Origin of the sequence: Micromonospora sp. NBC_00858, from assembly GCF_045207365.1 — a bacterium.
GTDB lineage: Bacteria > Actinomycetota > Actinomycetes > Mycobacteriales > Micromonosporaceae > Micromonospora.
The window spans coordinates 1,545,972-1,563,347 of the sequence record NZ_CP108828.1; the positions used below are offsets into that span (position 1 = coordinate 1,545,972).

17 protein-coding genes are annotated in these 17,376 nt (G+C 71.5%); 14 read left to right on the forward strand and 3 right to left on the reverse strand.

Going from position 1 to position 17,376, the window contains the following annotated elements; genetic code table 11:
- Positions 1-10 precede the first annotated feature (10 nt).
- The 3 genes from OG990_RS07370 to shbA form a co-directional block, all read right to left on the reverse strand.
- Complete coding sequence (locus tag OG990_RS07370; protein WP_406079495.1) at positions 11-1,216, reverse strand: D-alanyl-D-alanine carboxypeptidase family protein; 1,206 nt, start codon at positions 1,214-1,216, stop codon at positions 11-13.
- Positions 1,217-1,494: 278 nt separating this feature from the next.
- Positions 1,495-2,373 carry a hypothetical protein gene (locus OG990_RS07375; RefSeq protein ID WP_406079496.1) on the reverse strand — a complete coding sequence of 293 codons (879 nt, stop codon included), beginning with the start codon at positions 2,371-2,373 and terminating at the stop codon, positions 1,495-1,497.
- Positions 2,370-2,948 carry an RNA polymerase sigma factor ShbA gene (gene shbA, locus OG990_RS07380; RefSeq protein WP_355610704.1) on the reverse strand — a complete coding sequence of 193 codons (579 nt, stop codon included), beginning with the start codon at positions 2,946-2,948 and terminating at the stop codon, positions 2,370-2,372. The genes OG990_RS07375 and shbA overlap by 4 nt, the downstream gene beginning before the upstream one ends.
- 165 nt (positions 2,949-3,113) lie before the next feature.
- Here shbA and OG990_RS07385 point away from each other — a divergent pair, with 165 nt between their 5' ends.
- The 14 genes from OG990_RS07385 (at position 3,114) to OG990_RS07450 (ending at position 17,362) form a co-directional block, all read left to right on the forward strand.
- Positions 3,114-4,130, forward strand: a complete 1,017-nt coding sequence (locus OG990_RS07385) for an ABC transporter ATP-binding protein (protein WP_406079497.1) — start codon at positions 3,114-3,116, stop codon at positions 4,128-4,130.
- The gene (locus OG990_RS07390; protein ID WP_363754157.1) at positions 4,127-4,897 is read left to right on the forward strand and encodes an ABC transporter permease; all 771 of its coding nucleotides are present in this window, start codon (positions 4,127-4,129) and stop codon (positions 4,895-4,897) included. Before OG990_RS07385 ends, OG990_RS07390 begins: the two co-directional genes overlap by 4 nt.
- 10 nt (positions 4,898-4,907) lie before the next feature.
- Positions 4,908-5,702 (forward strand): MlaE family ABC transporter permease, encoded by a 795-nt coding sequence (locus OG990_RS07395; protein ID WP_386984607.1) that lies wholly within the window; start codon positions 4,908-4,910, stop codon positions 5,700-5,702.
- A gap of 2 nt (positions 5,703-5,704) precedes the next feature.
- Positions 5,705-6,988: an MCE family protein gene (locus tag OG990_RS07400; RefSeq protein WP_406079498.1), complete on the forward strand. Its 1,284-nt coding sequence runs from the start codon at positions 5,705-5,707 to the stop codon at positions 6,986-6,988.
- Positions 6,985-8,016: an MCE family protein gene (locus OG990_RS07405; RefSeq protein WP_406079499.1), complete on the forward strand. Its 1,032-nt coding sequence runs from the start codon at positions 6,985-6,987 to the stop codon at positions 8,014-8,016. Before OG990_RS07400 ends, OG990_RS07405 begins: the two co-directional genes overlap by 4 nt.
- Positions 8,013-8,996, forward strand: a complete 984-nt coding sequence (locus OG990_RS07410; protein WP_406079500.1) for an MCE family protein — start codon at positions 8,013-8,015, stop codon at positions 8,994-8,996. Before OG990_RS07405 ends, OG990_RS07410 begins: the two co-directional genes overlap by 4 nt.
- Entirely contained in the window at positions 8,996-10,246 is a 1,251-nt protein-coding gene (locus OG990_RS07415) for an MCE family protein (protein ID WP_406079501.1), read from the forward strand. Before OG990_RS07410 ends, OG990_RS07415 begins: the two co-directional genes overlap by 1 nt.
- Positions 10,243-11,661: an MCE family protein gene (locus tag OG990_RS07420; RefSeq protein WP_406079502.1), complete on the forward strand. Its 1,419-nt coding sequence runs from the start codon at positions 10,243-10,245 to the stop codon at positions 11,659-11,661. Before OG990_RS07415 ends, OG990_RS07420 begins: the two co-directional genes overlap by 4 nt.
- Positions 11,658-12,914, forward strand: a complete 1,257-nt coding sequence (locus tag OG990_RS07425; protein WP_406079503.1) for an MCE family protein — start codon at positions 11,658-11,660, stop codon at positions 12,912-12,914. Before OG990_RS07420 ends, OG990_RS07425 begins: the two co-directional genes overlap by 4 nt.
- Positions 12,911-13,699: a hypothetical protein gene (locus OG990_RS07430; protein WP_406079504.1), complete on the forward strand. Its 789-nt coding sequence runs from the start codon at positions 12,911-12,913 to the stop codon at positions 13,697-13,699. The genes OG990_RS07425 and OG990_RS07430 overlap by 4 nt, the downstream gene beginning before the upstream one ends.
- Positions 13,700-13,734: 35 nt before the next feature.
- Entirely contained in the window at positions 13,735-14,241 is a 507-nt protein-coding gene (locus OG990_RS07435) for a hypothetical protein (protein ID WP_328415643.1), read from the forward strand.
- A 282-nt stretch (positions 14,242-14,523) separates the two neighbouring features.
- Positions 14,524-15,615, forward strand: a complete 1,092-nt coding sequence (locus tag OG990_RS07440) for a PP2C family protein-serine/threonine phosphatase (protein ID WP_406081688.1) — start codon at positions 14,524-14,526, stop codon at positions 15,613-15,615.
- Between the two features lie 34 nt (positions 15,616-15,649).
- The gene (locus OG990_RS07445) at positions 15,650-16,591 is read left to right on the forward strand and encodes an anti-sigma factor RsbA family regulatory protein (protein ID WP_406079505.1); all 942 of its coding nucleotides are present in this window, start codon (positions 15,650-15,652) and stop codon (positions 16,589-16,591) included.
- Between the two features lie 165 nt (positions 16,592-16,756).
- Complete coding sequence (locus tag OG990_RS07450; RefSeq protein ID WP_406079506.1) at positions 16,757-17,362, forward strand: hypothetical protein; 606 nt, start codon at positions 16,757-16,759, stop codon at positions 17,360-17,362.
- Positions 17,363-17,376: the final 14 nt, after the last annotated feature.

Consider the following 17,376-nt stretch of genomic DNA (forward strand, 5'->3'; position numbering starts at 1 on the left):
CGGCGGCTCGCTACCGTCGGGCGGCTTGCTGCCGCGCAGCTCTGCGCCGCCACGGGGCCGCCAGGATCAGGACGGCCAGCAGGACGGCAGTGCCGAGGCTCACCCCGGTGAGCAGCGGGATCGAGGATTCCTCGGCCTGAGCATGGCGCTCGCCCTTGACCGGGACCACTGGGCTGTCGTACTTCTCCTCCTCGGGCGTGACCAGTTGTCCGACGGACGCGTGGGGAGGCAGGGCGAAGCCCCAGTTGAGCAGGGCCGCCGCCTCTCCGAGACTCCCCAGCGGAGCGGTCTCCGCTCCGAGCAGGGTCACCGCCAGCCGTCGACCGTTGCGTTCGGCCACACCGACGTACGTCTGACGAGCCAGGTCGGTGAAGCCCGTTTTCCCCCCGAGCGTCCCGGGATAGCTGCCCAACAGCGTGTTGTCGTGAGTGATGGCGAATGCCGGGTTTCCCGGCTGTGCCGGTATCTGCGCCACCCTCGTTGCGATGTATCGCCGGAAGTCCTCCCTGGCGAAGGTGGCCCGCGCGATCAGCGCGAGGTCGTATGCGCTGGTGTACTGGCCGGGGCCGTCCAGGCCGGAAGGCGTCGCGGCGTGGGTCTGGTTCGCGCGCAGTCGACGTGCTTCGTCGTTCATCGCCTCGACCCCGCCGGGCCTACCCGCGGCACCTCCGCCGACCCGAGCCAGCACGTTGGCCGCGTCGTTTCCCGATTTGAGCAGGAGCCCCAGCCACAGGCTCTCGACGGAGTACCGGCCACCCTCGACGACCCCCATCAGCGAGCTGGCTGGGTCGAGATCGCGCAGATCCGCCCTGGTCACCTCCACCATCTGGGCCGGATCGAGGCGGGGCATCAGGGACGCCGCCAGCAGCAGCTTCTGCACGCTGGCCGGCGTTCGGAGCTCGTGGGGGCCGCACCCACCCAGGACCTCACCACTGTTGAGGTCGGCCACGAGCCATGAGGTGGCGGTCAGTGCCGGCGTCATCGGCGCACCCGCGGGAATGGCCAGCCCTGCCGTCGCCAGCGCCTGCCCGCCGACCGCCCGGTCGGTGGGGTCGACCGGTGGTGGGGACGGTATCGCGGGCGGCGGCGCCGGTGGCTTCACGGCCGGGCATGGCACGGACGGCGCGGCCACCGCCGGTGTTGGTGGCAGTACCGCCACCGCGGGCAGGACCAGGATGGCGCTGAGCGTCACTGCGGTAAACCGATAGCCGGTCACGTTAACGAACGGTAATCGTCAACGAGGCTGGCGCGGTCCGATTGGCGAAAGCGCGTGGGGTGACCTGGGCAAAGACGCCGGCGAAGGCATCGGCCGCAGCGACGGGGCATTGCGTTCGGGCAGGCCGTCTGGGTCGTTACCGTCCGAGATGACGTCGTCTATACGTCTTTTCTGCGAGACGGTATTGGTTGTTCACAAAAGTGCCATCGCTGCTTGTAATGGGCAGCGCTTCGCGCCGTGGGTCTACCGGAGCACGGTGGCCGTCTACGGCGGGGAGGTCAGCCGAGCAGATCGCCGGTCGGCAGTGGCAGCGGCAGTCCGGGTAGCGACGGCAACACCGACGGGAGCGGCACCGACGGCAGCGGCAGTCGTGGCAGCGTCGGGTTGGCGCCGGATGTCGGCGAGTCCGTCGGCGCGGGACGCGGTGGCGCTGGTGCCGTCCCGCCCGGTGTCGCGGCGCCGGAGGGCTCGGGGGCGACGGCCGTCGACGCCGCGGGTGACGGCGTCGGTGCCAGCGGGGACGTCGCGCAGCGGGGCCAGCCGGGGCATCCGTGCGCGGCCAGGTCCCGTAGGACGGCATCGATGTCGGCGCGCAGGCGGGTGGCGTCGGCCGGTTCGGTGATCCTGCCCAGGTCCCGCTGGGCCTGGTCGATCAGCTGTCGGGCCTCGTCGTACCGTCCCGCTGCGACGGCCTCGCGGGCGAGGCCGGTGGTGTGTTCGACGCCGAGCACCTCCGCCCGTTCGGGATGGAGAACCTTGGTCAGCGACCACAGCGGACTGGTCGGCCCGGCGTCGCGGCTGGCGACCCCGAGCCCCGTCGCCAGCATGAGGGCGGTGACCACGGCGGCGGCCAACCCCAGGGCTCGCCGTCCGAGCGGTTGCCACCGGGGCGGGCCGGGGACGGGGCCGGTGGGGGCGCCGGCCCGGAGCTTCCGGACCCGACGGTCGGGAGGTGGCGGGTCGGCGCGGACTGCGCCGTCGACCACGGTGTCCGGCAGGTCGGCGGTGACGTCGGCGCGCCAGGCGGCCAGCATTGCCGTGAGGCCGTCGGTGTCGGCCACCTGCTCGCCGCGGCCGAGCGCGGCGAGGAGCAGGTCGTCATGGTCGATCGCGGCGAGGTCCAACTCCTCGCCACCGTCCGGCCGGGGCTCGCTCATGCCGCCACCTCGTCAAGTCCGTCGCCGGCAAGCGTACGGAGCCGGGCCAGGGCACGGGACTGGGCCACCCGTACGGCCGGCGCCGACATGCCGAGGATCGAGCCGACTTCCTCGGCGGTGAGACCGACCGCCACCCGGAGGGTGATGATCTCCCGTTGGACGTCGGGGAGGCGGTGCAGCAGCACCGAGAGTCGGCGGGCCAGATCGGTGGCGACAGCCTGCTGCTCCGGACCCGGTGTGGTGTCCGCCTGCTCAAGGTGGGTGTCGGGGACGGCGATGGCGGCGCCGCGGACCGCCGCGCGCAGGGCGTCGGCGACCTTGTTCGCGGCGATGGCAAAGACGAACGCGGAGAACGGCCTGCCCTGGTCGCGATAGCGGGGAAGGGCCTTCAACACCGCCAGGCAGACCTCCTGGGCGACGTCGTCGGCGGTGGTGTACGCCCCACCGACGCGGCCCAGCCGGGCCCGGCAGTAGCGGACCAGCCCCGGCCGCACGGTGGTGAGCAGGGCAGCGAGCGCCGCCCGGTCACCGTGGGCGGCCAGGTGGACGAGCTCTGGCTCGATCGCTGTGGTCATGGGGACGCGAGACACCTTCGTTACCGGCCGGTTAACCGCACGCTATCGAGACGTACGCCACTTTGCCTAGTTCACCTTCGGTGTTGGTGGCGTAGCGCAAAGAAGTTGTTGCGCCCGGCCGGATCGCCGCGATGTCTCAGGTAGCGACCCGGGAAGGGAGGGCGGATGGGCGTCGAGGTGGCGGTGCAGGGGCTGACCAAGTCCTTCGGTGGCCAGCCGGTCTGGTCGGACGTCAGCCTGGCCCTGCCGGCCGGCGAGATATCCGTGCTGCTAGGCCCGTCCGGCACCGGCAAGTCGGTGTTCCTCAAGACCCTGGTGGGGCTGCTACGCCCCGACGCCGGGTCGATCTGGATCGAGGGCAAGGACCTGCCCCGGCTCTCGGAGCGGGCGTTGTACGAGGTGCGCAAGCTGTTCGGGGTGCTGTTCCAGGATGGCGCGCTGTTCGGCTCGATGACGATCTACGACAACGTGGCCTTCCCGCTGCGGGAGCACACCCGCAAGTCCGAGTCCCAGATCCGCGAGGTGGTCACCGAGAAGCTCGACATGGTCGGCCTGGTCGGCGCCGAGAAGAAACTGCCGGGGGAGATCTCCGGTGGGATGCGCAAGCGGGCCGGCCTGGCCCGCGCGCTCGTGCTTGACCCCCGCATCGTCCTGTTCGACGAGCCCGACTCCGGATTGGACCCGGTTCGCACCGCGTACCTGAACCAGCTGATCATCGATCTGAACCAGCGGACCGGGGCGACCTTTCTGATCGTCACGCACGACATCAACACCGCGCGCACGGTGCCCGACAACATCGGCCTGATCTACCACGGGCACCTGGCCATGTTCGGGTCGCGGGAGATGCTGCTGTCCAGCACCGAGCCGGTGGTGCGGCAGTTCCTCAACGCCCAGCGGATCGGACCGATCGGCATGGCCGAGGAGAAGGACGCCGAGGAGCTGCGAGCCGAGGCGGACGCCGGCGTGGAACTGCCGCCGCTGCCGCCCATCCCGCTGCAGCTGCCGCCGTCGGACGGACTGCCCCGCGCCGCCGAGCGGCCACCGGGGCAGTGGTGCCGGGAGCACGGCGTCACCCCGCCACCCGGCTCCTTCGCCGGGCTACGCGACGCCGAAGAGCCCACCGTCGCGCTGAACGGACCGCCGGCCGGGGACGGGCGGCAGGGAGCGGGGGTCCCCGGATGAGCGGCCCCGTCACCGCCGTACGGCACACCGGGGAGTTCTTCGCGTTCTGCCTGGACACACTGCGCGGCCTCGGCCGGCGACCGGTGCAGGTCCGCGAGTTCGTCCAGCAGGCCTGGTTCATCAGCTCGGTGTCGATCCTGCCCGCCGCGCTCGTCTCCATCCCCTTTGGCGCGGTCATCGCGTTGCAGCTCGGCTCGCTGGTCCGTCAGCTCGGGGCGCAGTCGTTCACCGGCGCGGCGTCGGTGCTCGCGGTGGTCCGTGAGGCGGGGCCGATCGTCACCGCGCTGATCATCGCCGGCGCGGGTGGCTCGGCGATCTGCGCCGATCTCGGCTCTCGGAAGATCCGCGAGGAGCTCGACGCGATGCAGGTGCTGGGCATCGATCCCATCCACCGCCTCGTGGTGCCCCGGGTGCTCGCCTCGATGCTGGTCGCCGTGCTGCTCAACGGCCTGGTCAGCGTGGTCGGGGTGACGGGTGGCTACCTGTTCAACGTGGTCCTGCAGGGCGGCACACCTGGCGCGTACCTGGCCAGCTTCCAGGCCCTGGGGCAACTGCCCGACCTGCTGGTGGGTGAGGTCAAGGCGCTGCTGTTCGGCGCTGCCGCCGCGCTGGTCGCCTCGTACAAGGGGATGACCGCCAAGGGCGGCCCGAAGGGGGTCGGCGACGCGGTCAACCAGAGCGTGGTGATCACCTTCATGCTGCTGTTCGCGCTGAACTTCATCGTCACGGCCGTGTACTTCCAGGTCGTACCGCAGAAGGGAAGCTGACGTGCTGGTGCTGCGGTACCTCGACAACCTGGGCGGACAGCTCGCCTTCTACCTGCGGGCGTTCGCCTGGGCGCCGCGAACGGTGCGCCGCTACAAGCGTGAGGTGATACGGCTGCTGGCGGAGGTGAGCTTCGGCTCCGGCGCGCTCGCCGTGCTCGGCGGCACCGTCGGTGTCATCTGCTTCCTGACGTTCTTCACCGGCACCGAGGTCGGACTGCAGGGCTACCAGGCGCTCAACCAGCTCGGCAGCAGCGCCTTCACCGGTTTCGTCTCGGCGTACTTCAACACTCGGGAGATCTCCCCGCTGGTCGCGGCGCTGGCCCTGTCGGCCACCGTGGGCTGCGGGTTCACCGCCCAGCTCGGGGCGATGCGGATCTCCGAGGAGGTGGACGCACTCGAGGTGATGGGGGTGCCCTCGCTGCCGTTCCTGGTCACCACCCGCATGATCGCCGGATTCCTCGCGGTCATCCCGCTGTACGTGGTGGGGCTGCTCGCCAGCTACCTGGCCACCCGCACCATCGCCGTGCACTACTACGGCCAGTCGGCCGGCACCTACGACTACTACTTCCACCTGTTCCTGCCACCCGAGGACGTGCTCTGGTCCTTCGGCAAGGTGCTCGTGTTCAGCGTGATCGTGGTGCTGGTGCACTGCTACTACGGCTACACCGCCAGCGGCGGGCCCGCCGGCGTCGGCGTCGCGGTCGGACGGGCCGTCCGGCTCGCCATCGTCGCGGTCAACATCGTCGATTTCTTCCTGTCGCTGGCCATCTGGGGCGCGACCACCACCGTCCGGATCGCGGGGTGAGCATGAGACATCGCATTCTCGGCATCGTCTTCATCGCCGTACTGACCGCGGCGTTGACCGCCTCCGTGCTGCAGTACCGCAAGGCGTTCACCCCCGTCGACTGGGTCACCCTGCAGGCCGGTCGATCCGGACTGCAGCTGAGCCCGGGCGCCGACGTCAAGGTCCGCGGGGTCGTCGTCGGCGAGGTGCGCTCGGTCGGCAGCGAGGGCGTCGGCGCGACCATCCGGCTGGCCCTGGACCCGACCTCGACGCCGCGGATCCCCGCCGACGTCAGCGCGCGGTTGCTGCCCAAGACGCTCTTCGGCGAGCGGTACGTCGAGCTGGTCCCGCCGGTCGGCGGCAACGCCGTACCGATCCGCGACGGCGCCGTCATCACCCAGGACCGCAGCAGCACCGCCGTCGAGCTGGAACGGGTTCTCGACGAGGCGCTGCCGCTGCTGCAGGCGGTGCGGCCCGACCAGCTCGCCGCGACGCTGGGCGCGATCGCCGCCGCACTCGAAGGTCGCGGCGAGCAACTCGGCGCCAACGTCGAGCGGCTCGATGCGTACCTGCGGCAGCTCAACCCGGCGATGCCGACCATCGCCGAGGACGTCCGGAAGCTCGCCGTCGTGCTGGACAGCTACGACGCCGCCCTACCCGATCTGCTGGCCCTGCTGCGGGACGTCACCGTCACCGCCCGTACGGTCACCGACCAGCGCGCACAGCTGGCGGCGTTCCTCGCCGACACCACCGACACCGCCGACGCCACCCGCAGCTTCCTCGACCGGCACGGTGACCAGCTCATCGAGCTCGGCCAGGTGAGTCGCCCGGTGCTGCAACTGCTCGCCACGTACGCCCCCGAGTATCCGTGCCTGATGAGCGGCCTGGTCGCCCTGCAACCCCGCGTCGAGGAGGTCTTCTCCGGCGGGCGGATGCACATCACCCTCGAGGTCACCCGCGACGGCGGCAAGTACGAGAAGGGACGCGACGAGCCCGTCTACGGCGCGCACGGCGGGCCGCAGTGCCGCGGCCTGCCCCAACCAGGGCAGCCGGCGCCCGACGTGCCCGTCAACGACGGTTACGACCGCGGGGGTGCTCGCCCGCGTACCCCGTTGCCCGTCGGCCTGCCGGCGACCGCGCCCGCCGGCGCTTCCCCGGCGATGGGCCGGGCCGCCACCGGCGAGGAGCGCGCATTGGTCAAGCCCCTGGTCGGCGCCGTCACCGGCATCCTGCCCGCGGAGGTTCCCGACATCGCGGTCCTGCTGTGGGGGCCGTTGCTGAGGGGAGGGGTGGTGCACGCGCGATGAGCAACCGGATGATGGTGCCCCTGCTGAAGCTGGTGGTCTTCGCCGCCGTGACCCTGCTGCTGACGGCGCTGCTCGCGCAGACCCTCGGCGCCTTCCCGCCGGGTGGCGTCACCTACCGCGCCCGGTTCACCGACGTCACCGGACTGCTTACCGGAGACGACGTCCGCGTCGCCGGCGTGAAGGTCGGCCGCGTCCGCGGCATCAAGGTGGTCGACGACACCGCCGCCGAGGTGGCCTTCACCGTCACCACCGACGTCCCGGTGGCCACCAGCGTCCGCGCCAAGATTCGCTACCGCAACCTGGTGGGCCAGCGGTACGTGGCGCTGAGCGAGGGCCCGGGGGAGGGGCGACCACTGCGGCCCGACGGCCTGATCCCGCTCGGCCAGACCACCCCGGCGCTGGACCTAACGGTGTTGTTCAGCGGGTTCCGGCCCCTGTTCACGGCGCTCGACCCGGACGACGTCAACAAGCTCGCCTACGAGATCATCCAGGTGCTGCAGGGCGAGGGCGGCACGGTCAGCAGCCTGCTGCAACGCACCGCGTCGCTCACCAACACCCTCGCCGACCGGGACGCCGTCATCGGGCGGGTCATCACCAACCTCAACGGCGTCCTGGGCGCCCTGGCCGAACGGGACCAGAACCTCGACCAGAGCATCAGCCAGCTGCAGCAGTTCGTCTCCGGGCTGTCCGCCGACCGCACGGCCATCGGCGAGTCGCTGGTCAGCATCGGCGAGCTCACGACCGCCACGTCGTCGCTGCTGCGCGATGTCCGACCACCGCTCGCCGCGGACGTGCGCGCCCTGGGCGAACTCTCCGGCACCCTCAACCGCAACGCGGCCGTTATCGACAGCACCCTCGGGCGGATGCCCGAGCGGTACCAGTCCCTGACCCGCGTCGCGTCCTACGGCTCGTGGTTCAACTTCTACCTCTGCGACTTCGACGGCAAGGTGGCGGTGTCGGGCCGGGCACCGCTCGACCTGCCCACCTTCAGCGCCCCGGCCGCCCGATGCGCCGGCGGCAGCCAGTGACACCGTTTCGGGAACGCAACCCCGTGGTCGTCGGCACGCTCGGGCTGGCGCTGATCGTCGCCGTGCTGCTGGGTGCCTTCCAGCTCGACCGGCTGGCCGACCTCACCGGACGCAGGTACCAGGCGGCCTTCCACGACGCCAGCGGCCTCGTCACCGGCAACGAGGTGCGGGTCGCCGGGGTGCGGGTGGGCAAGGTGACCGCCGTGGAACTCGCCCGCGACGGCGCGCCCTACGTGCGGGTCCGGTTCCGGGTGGACGACGACAGCGTCCGGCTCGGCACCGACACCGGCGCCACGATCAGGATCAAGACGGTGCTCGGCCAGAAGTACCTGGCCCTCTCGCCGGCCGGGCCGGGTCGACTGCGCGAGGGCGGGCAGATCCCCCTCGCCCGCACCGCGGCGCCGTTCGACGTGGTGCAGGCGGTCACCGGACTCGCCGACACCCTCGACAAGGTCGACACCGACCAGCTCGCCGCCGCCTTCACCACCCTGTCCGAGACCTTCGCCGACACGCCCGAGAGCGTCAACGCCTCCCTGGTCGGACTCTCCCGGCTCTCCCGGACCGTCGCCGGACGCGACGCCGAACTGCGGGCGCTGCTCGACCGCGCCCGTCAGGTGACCGCCGTGCTCGCCGCTCGGGACGAGGAGTTCCGCAAACTGGTCACCGACGGCGAGGCGCTGCTGAGCGAGGTGAGCCGGCGTCGGGACGCCATCCACAAGCTGCTCGTCGGCACCGACGAGCTCGCCACCCAGTTGTCCGGACTGGTCACCGACAACCGCGCCCAGCTCGCTCCCGCGCTGCGCGAGCTGCGTGAGGTGGTCGCCATCCTGCAGCGCAACCGGGACGACCTGGAGAAGACCATCCAGCGGATGGGGCCGTTCGTCACCGCGTTCGCCAACGTGGTGGGCAACGGCCGCTGGTTCGACTCGTACGTCTCCGGTCTGCTCCAGCCGTACCAGCCCACGACGGGAGGCCGCTGATGCCCGGTCCCATCCAGCGGTGGCGACGACCGATCGCCGTCACCACCGTCCTCCTGGTAGCCGTCGCCGCCGGCGTGGTCGTTCTCCGCGGCGGCACACCCCCGCAGCGGGTGGTCGCCCACTTCACCCGCGCCGTCGGGGTGTACCCCGGATCGGACGTGCGGGTGCTGGGCGTCCGCGTCGGCGAGGTGGTCGCCGTGACCCCGCAGGGCCGCACCGTCCAGGTGACCATGTCCTACGACCCCGGGATCGCCGTTCCCGCCGACGCGCAGGCGCTCATCGTGCCGCCCAGCGTGGTCAGCGACCGCTACGTCCAGCTCACCCCCGCCTACGCTGGCGGAGCCGCGCTCGCCGACGGGGCCGAGATACCGCTGGAGCGGACCGCTGCTCCGATGGAGATCGACGACATCTACCAGGCGCTCGACGACTTCAACCGCACCCTCGGCCCGGAGGGCGCCAACCGCGATGGTGCCCTGTCCGACCTGGTCGCCACCGGACGCGCCAACCTGGAGGGCAACGGCCAGAACCTGCACGAGACCCTCGACGGCCTGTCCCAGGCACTGGCCACCCTCTCCGCCGGGCGGCAGGACCTCTTCGGGTCGGTGGTCAACCTGCAACGCTTCACCACCGCGCTGGCCCGCAGCGACCAGGAGGTGCGCGCCTTCAACCAGCAGTTGGCCGACGTCGCCGAACAACTCGCCGGGGAACGCGACGAACTGGCCGCCGCGCTGCGCAACCTCTCCACCGCGCTGGCCGACGTGACCACGTTCGTGCGGCAGAACCGGGACGCGTTGACCTCCAACGTCGCCGCGCTGGCGGACATCACCGGCATCCTGGTCCGCCAGCAGCAGGCCGTCATCGACATCCTCGACGTCGCCCCGCTCGCCCTTGGCAACCTCAGCCTCGCCTACAACCCGCGATCCGGCACCCTGGACACCCGCGACAACGTAATGGGTCCCTACGACCCTGCTGGCTTCGCCTGCTCACTGATGATGGACCAGCTGCCCGCGGCCCAGGTGCCCGCCAAGTGCATGGCACTCGCGCAGACCCTGCACTCCCGCGGGCTGCCCATGACCGACCAGCTGCGCAAGCTCCTCAAGCTGCCGCCCGGCGCCCCGGCCACCGGCGGGTCCTCACCGGGAAATCCTCCCCTCGATTCCCCCGGTGCGCCGATCCCCGACCAGGCGCCGGGCGGCCCCGGCATCACCAGCGACCCCACCCTCGGCGGCATCCTGCGGGGTTTGTCATGACCGCCCGCACACTGCGGACCCTGGCGTGCGCGATCGTAGTGGCGATGCTGCCGGCCGGATGCGGCCTGCCCGACCTCACCGACCTGCCGCTGCCCGGCGGCGCCCCGAAGGGCGACGGGTACGCCGTCACCGCCGAGTTCAGCGACGTGCTCGACCTTGTGCCGCACGCCGCTGTGAAGGTCGACGACGTGACGGTCGGCAGCGTGGAGAAGATCTCCCTGGCCGGCTGGACCGCCCAGGTAACCCTGCGCATCGGCGCAGAGGTACGGCTGCCGTCCAACGCAACGGCCGCCGTCCGGCAGAGCAGCCTGCTGGGCGAGAAGTACGTTACCGTCGCGCCGCCGCCCACCGGCGCCGCCAGCGGTCGACTCGCCGACGGCGACATCATCCCGCTGTCCCGGACCGCTCGCGGCGCCGAGGTGGAAGAGGTCCTCGCCGCCCTCGGGCTGCTGCTCAACGGGGGCGGTCTGGCGCAACTGAGGACCATCAACCAGGAGCTCGGCACCGCACTCGACGGACGGGAACCCGCGGTCCGGGACGCGCTGCGCCAGCTCGACACGTTCATCGGCGGGCTGGACAAGCAGAAGGCCGATCTGGTCCGCGCCCTCGACGCCCTGGACCGGCTCAGCGGCCGGCTTGACCGGCAGAAGCAGGTGCTCGGCGAGGCCGTGGACTCCCTCGCCCCCGGCCTGACCGTGCTGGCCGGCCAGCGCGCCCAACTGACCCGGGCGCTGACCGCTCTGGACCAGCTGGGCGACGTCGGCACCCAGGTCGTCAACCGGAGCCGCGACGACACCCTGGCCGACGTCCGGGCGCTGCAACCGATCCTGGAGCAGTTGGCACGGGCCGGGGACGACCTGCCGAAGTCGCTGGACTTCATGCTGTCCTACCCGTTCCCACCGAACGTCACCGGCGCGATCGTCGGCGACTTCGTCAACCTCTCCGTCACCGCCGACCTCGACTCGGCGTCGATCCTGGCGAACCTGGTCGCCGCGGCCCCCGCCGCCCCGGCCCGTCCGGCCACGCCGTCACCGGGGGCTAGCCGCGGCGGGGCGCCAGCGGCGGGTGGCCCCGCACCTGCCACCCCGCGACCTCGCGGCGGGTCCCGTCCGCTGCCCGACCTGCCGATCCTGAAGTGCCTGCCCGACCCGCGCAACTTCCCCGCGACCTGGACGCCGCCGAAGGACTGTCTGCTGCCGGAGGGCTGCGTCCTGCTCAAGCCCGGCTCGACGGTGCCCATCGGCGGACTGATCCTGCCGAAGGGCCTCGTACCACCGGGCACGGTCTTTCCCGTCGAGACCGAACTGCCCGCGGGCACGGTCATGTCGGCGCAGTGCGTCCTGCCGTTGACCGGCGCGGTGATCGGACAGATCGGCAGCCTGCCGGACGTCCTGGGAGGGGGGCTGAAGCCATGATCGGACGTACCGCGAAGGTGCAGGTTCTGGCGTTCCTGCTGGTGAGCGTCCTCGGCGTCAGCTACGTCGGCATCCGCTACGTCGGGCTGGGCGACCGGCTGCTCGGCGGAAGCTACGTCGTCCACATGGACCTGGCCCGGGCCGGCGGCATCTTCCCCAACGCCCCGGTCACCTACCGCGGGGTGCCCGTCGGCCGGGTCGCCGCAGTCGCCCTGCGCGGTGACGGGGTCCGCGCCGACCTGCGGTTGCAGCGCGACGTCCGGGTACCGGACGACCTGCGGGCCGTGGTGGCGCAACGCTCCGCCGTCGGCGAGCAGTACGTGGACCTGCGTCCGGAGCGCGACAGCGGGCCGTACCTCGCTGACGGCGCGGTGATCCCGGCCGACCGGACCGGTGTCCCGCTGGCGCCGGAGGTGCTGCTGAGCAACCTCGACGCCCTGGTCCGCTCCGTCGACCCGGAGGATCTCACCGTCCTGATCACCGAACTCGGCACCGCGTTCGAGGGCAACGAGCTGGCCCTGGCCCGGATCCTCGACCACGGGGACGCGCTGCTGACCGAGGCGACCACCCGCCTGCCGGAGACACTCGCGCTGATCAACGACGGACGAACCGTGCTCACCACCCAGGCCGAGTCGGCCGAGGCGCTGCGCCGGTGGGCGGCAGGACTGGCCCAGCTGGCGGCCACCGTCCGCGACGCCGACCCGGACCTGCGGCGGCTGCTCGCCGCCGGGCCTCCCGCCGGGCGGGAACTGGTCGCGTTGCTGCGCGGGCTGGAACCGACGGTCGGCACCCTGCTCGGCAACCTGGTGACCGTCAACGGCATCGCCGCCCGGCGGCTGCCCGGCATCGAGCACCTGCTGGTGGTGTACCCGATCGCCGTCGCCGGTGGTTTCACCGTCACGCCGGGCGACGGCACCGCCCACCTCGGCCTGGTCCTCAACGTCAACGATCCGCCGTCCTGCGTGTACCGCGGCGGCGGAACTACGTGCGGAGCAGGGGATCGCGCGGGCGGCGCCAGCGTGCGCGGCGCCGCCAACGCCCCCCGACCGGGCGGCCGGGAACCAGCCCCCGACCCGGGGCCGTCAGCCGCCGCCCCGCCCGCCGGGACCGGGACCGGCGGGTACGACCCCGCGACCGGCCTGGTGCTCGGCTCGGACGGCCGGCCATTGCAGTTCGGCGGAACCGGGGGTCAGTCCCGGATGGCCGGGGACCAGTCGTGGAAGCAGTTGCTGCTCGCCGGGGTGACCCGGTGACCGGCGCGAAGAAGGAGGTGGCGATGCGGGCCCGCAGGGACCACACGCTGAAAGTCATCAAGGGGGCGAAGGCTGGGGCTCCGGGCCGGGCGTCGCAGCGCCGGATCGTCCCCCGCCAGCTTCCCCGACCGACGGAGCCGATCGAGGACCTGTTGCGGCGGCTCGACCAGGAACCGGTCGAGGACCCGACGGAGTTCGAGGATCCGGTGGGCGGGGACGACCCGGCGAGCGCGGACGGTCCGCTGGAGAAGCCCTCCGGTGAGCGTTCCGAGGGCGAGCCGGCCAGGGCCGTGCCGGCGGGACGGCGACGGATGTCCATCGTCGTGCTCGTGGTACTCCTCGCTGCGGCGCTCACCGCCGCCGGCGTGACCGGGCGCCGGTGGTACGTCGACCGGGCGACGGAGCAGGCCCGGCAGGCGGCCGTCGCGGCAGCCAGACAGGCCAGCGTCAACTTTGTCTCGGTCAGCGCGGCCAGCGTCGACCGGGACATCCAGCGGATCACGACCGGGGCCACCGGCGACTTCCGGGATGAGTTCACCCGGGGGCAGTCGCAGGTGCGCGCTGCGGTCGTGGAGAACAAGGTCGACTCGCGCGGGTCGGTGCTGCGGGCCGGGCTGGTCTCCGGCGACCGCCGCCGGGCGGTCGTGCTGGTGGCCGTCGACGCCACCGTCAAGAACGTCAAGGCACCCGAGGGGCGGCCGTCGCACTACCGGATCCAGCTGGACCTGGTCCGCGACAACGAATCGGGCCGGTGGCTCGTGTCCCGCCTGCAGTTCGTCGGCTGAGAGAGGGAGGACCTGTGGGTACTTTGGTCGAATTCGTGCGACGGCCGCGCGTCCTCTGGCGGCGCCCGGCCCGGATCCGGCTCGTCCCGGCCCTGGCCGTCGCGATCGTGCTCGCGGCCGCCGTCGCCGGTCTCGGCTGGTGGGGCGACCACCGCGCCGGGCAGCGGGATGCGGCCGTACGACAGGCCTTGGCCACCGCGCCCGCCGCCGCCAAGGCGATCTTCTCCTACGACTACCGCACCTTTGACGACAGCGTCGCCAACGGCCGCACCTTCGCGACCGGCCCGTTCGGCAAGGAGTACGAGCAGACCACAGCGGCGTTGAAGCAGACCGCGGCCACGCAGCAGGCGGTCGTTGCGGCGGAGGTGTCCGCGACGGGCGTGGTGACCGCGACCGCCCAACGGGTCGAGCTGCTCGTGTACCTCAACCAGTACCGGCGCAACGTGAACACGGCGGGGGAGAAGGTCGACCAGAACCGGGTGGTGCTCACACTGGTCCCGGTCGACGGGGAATGGAAGGTGGCCAAGGCGGAGGCCATCTGACGCTCACCGCGTGGGCCGACAGCCTCGCGCAGGTCGGGACGGAAACACCAAACAGGCGAAATGCACCTTATAGGTGGTGTCATCGGCGACGGTCTGGACCGATAGAGGAAGTGCTCCTGGCCTGCCCTGGGCTCGGGAAGAGTTAGGCTCCTGCACGTGATTGACGTGCAGGGTAGCGGGAGCGACGAGCGGCTGCGTCGCATCGAGGCGGTAACGGACGCCGCGCTGTCCCAGCTCGACGTCAAGGACCTTCTGGCCGAGCTCCTCGATCGTGTCCGAGAGGTGCTGGGGGTTGAAACCGCGTCCATCCTGCTGCTGGACGTACACGCCCAGCAGTTCGTCTCCACTGCGACGCAGGGGTTGAGGGGAGAGGTCCGGCACGGTGCTCGGGTCCCCGTCGGCCATGGCTTCGCGGGCCGGATCGCTCAGGAGAAGCAGCCCGTCAGACTGGACAACCTCGCCGCGGACGACGACGCGGCCCTGTTCGACCAGGGAGTCCGCTCGCTGTTGGGCGTGCCCATGCTCGCCGGCGGCGACGTGATCGGCGTCATACATGTCGGCTGCCTGCGACCGCACCGATTCACCGACGCCGACGTGCAGTTGCTGCAACTCGCCGCCGACCGGGCAAGCCTTGCCACCCGCGCGCAGGCCAGCGGCCTCGACCGCACCGCGGCCCTCGCGCTGCAACGCAGCCTGTTGCCCACCCACCTACCTGACGCGCCCGGTGTGGATATGGCCGCGCGCTACGTACCCGGTCACGACGTCGGCGTCGGCGGCGACTGGTACGACGTGTTCACCCTGCCCTCCGGCTGGCTGGGCGTCGTCATCGGTGACGTTTCCGGACATGGACTGCGGTCGGCGGTCGTGATGGGGCGCCTCCGCAGCGCGCTGCGCGCCTACGCGCTGGTCTGCGATGACCCCGCGGAGGCGCTGACGCTCCTCGATCGCAAGGTCCACCATTTCGAGACCGGAAACCTCGCCACGGTCCTGTACGCCATGATCTCCCCGGACCGGACCACCATCCAGGTGTCCCTTGCCGGGCACCTGCAACCCATCCTGGCCACGCCAGGGCACCTGGCCGACACGCTGACCATTCCAGTTGATCTTCCGCTGGGTATCGGCCCTCGTCAGCCGGCCCGCCGGTACACCGAGGTCGAGTTCCCTTCCAATGCGGTACTGATCTGCTACACCGACGGGCTCGTCGAACGCCGCGGCGAGGTCATCGACGTGGGCATCGAACGGCTCCGCGCGGCCATCGAACCGGGCACCGCCGAAATGGTCTGCGCCCGCATCATGACCAAACTCGCCGGCGAACAGGCAACCGACGACATCGCCCTGCTCGCCATCCACGCGGCCGACAGAAGTCTCCCTTGAGCGACTCCGGATCACCCACCCCGCAGGCCGCAGCATGAGTCCGTCCGTCGCCACCAGGGCTGGCGGTTTCGCGCACCCCGCCCTCTTCTACGGCGATCACGAGGAGTACCTGGCCGGCACGGTGCCGTTCATCCACGCCGGGCTCGCCGCCGGTGAGCCGGTCATGGTCGCCGTACCGGGGGACAACCTCGACCACATCCGCACCACGCTCGGCAGCGACGCAGACCGGGTCCAGTTGCACGACATGAGCGTGGCCGGGCGCAACCCCGGGCGAATCCTTCCGGGCGTCCTGCTGGCCTTCGCCGCCGCCCACCCCGGCAAGCGGGTACGCATCATCGGTGAGCCCATCTGGGCCGGCCGTACCGCGACGGAATACCCCGCCTGCGCCCAGCACGAGGCCCTCATCAACGCGGCGTTCGCCGGCCGACCGGCCACCATCCTCTGCCCCTACGACACCAGCAGCCTGGCCCGCAGTTGGCTTGACGACGCCTACCGCACCCATCCGACGGTGCAGATGGGCGGTGCGGTGTGGGAGAGCCCGCACTACGCCGACCCAGTCGTGGTGGCCGCTGGGTTCAACCTGCCGCTGCGGGACCCGCCCGCCCACGCGGCCACCATCATCGTCGACCTACCTGCCCTTCCGGCCATCCGCCGGTTGGTGACCGCCGAGGCCATCGCGGCCGGACTGGCCCCGGACCGGGTCTCCGACCTGACCCTGGCGGTCAACGAACTGGCCACGAACACGGTCAGACACACCGCCGCCGGCGGCACCCTCGCGGTGTGGACCGACCGCACGCGACTGATCTGTCAGTTCAGCGACACCGGGCACATCACGAATCCGCTCGCCGGCCGGATTCCGGTGCCGCCGCGGCAGCCCGGCAGCCGAGGGCTCATCCTGGTCAACCAACTCTGCGATCTCGTACGCGTCCACACCAGGCCCGGTGCCACCACGATCCGCCTGCACATGCACCGCTGACGCCCACCGGACGGCAGGGCAGCCCGCGGTTGAGCGCGGCAACCAGAATGGTTGGGTGAGCCTCGACATCGATCACATCTACGTGCCCCCACGGGCTGGTCCACGGTGGCCGTACTGCACGATGGGGTCGAGGGCGGCCCGGAGGCCGTCCGAATGGTTCAGGACATGTACGGGCAGATCCATGCTGAGTGGTTCTTCTGCCAGCTCTGGATGGGGGTGGATCCGAATGACCGCGACGAACTCGTCGGGCCGGGGCACTCACTCGGCGCCCGCATCACCCAGTTGGCACGGGTGCAACTGCAGCTGAGCCGAGGGCTGGCCGAGGTTGGCAACGTGGATCTGATGTACCGGGATCCGATGCGGATCACGGTGGCCACGTTCCTGATCGAGGGCTTGCGGGTGCCCCGGCACCTTCAGGCCGCCCGGCAGCGCCTGGAACTGCTCCGCAGCAACCTGAGCCAGCTCTTCGGGTTGCAGACGGCGCTGTTCCAGCAGCGGCTCCAGTGGCTGTTCTCGATCACCGCGGTTGCCGGCGTCGCCGCGCTGGTGCCGGAGGTGTTGCAGGTCGAGAGCATGCGCTGGCGGATCGTGACGGGTGTCCTGTTCGGCATGCTGGCGGTGTTCTGCTGGCTGCTGATTCGGCTGCTTGGACGCGCCGGCCTGAAAGCGGGCCGTGCGGTCCGCCCGGTCCGGAGGGCCGGCCGGCGTCCGGGCAGGACGCCGCGAGGCCGGCTCGGCTGGGTCCGGCGGCTCCGCCGGCGGACCGGGTGACCCTGGCGCGAGCC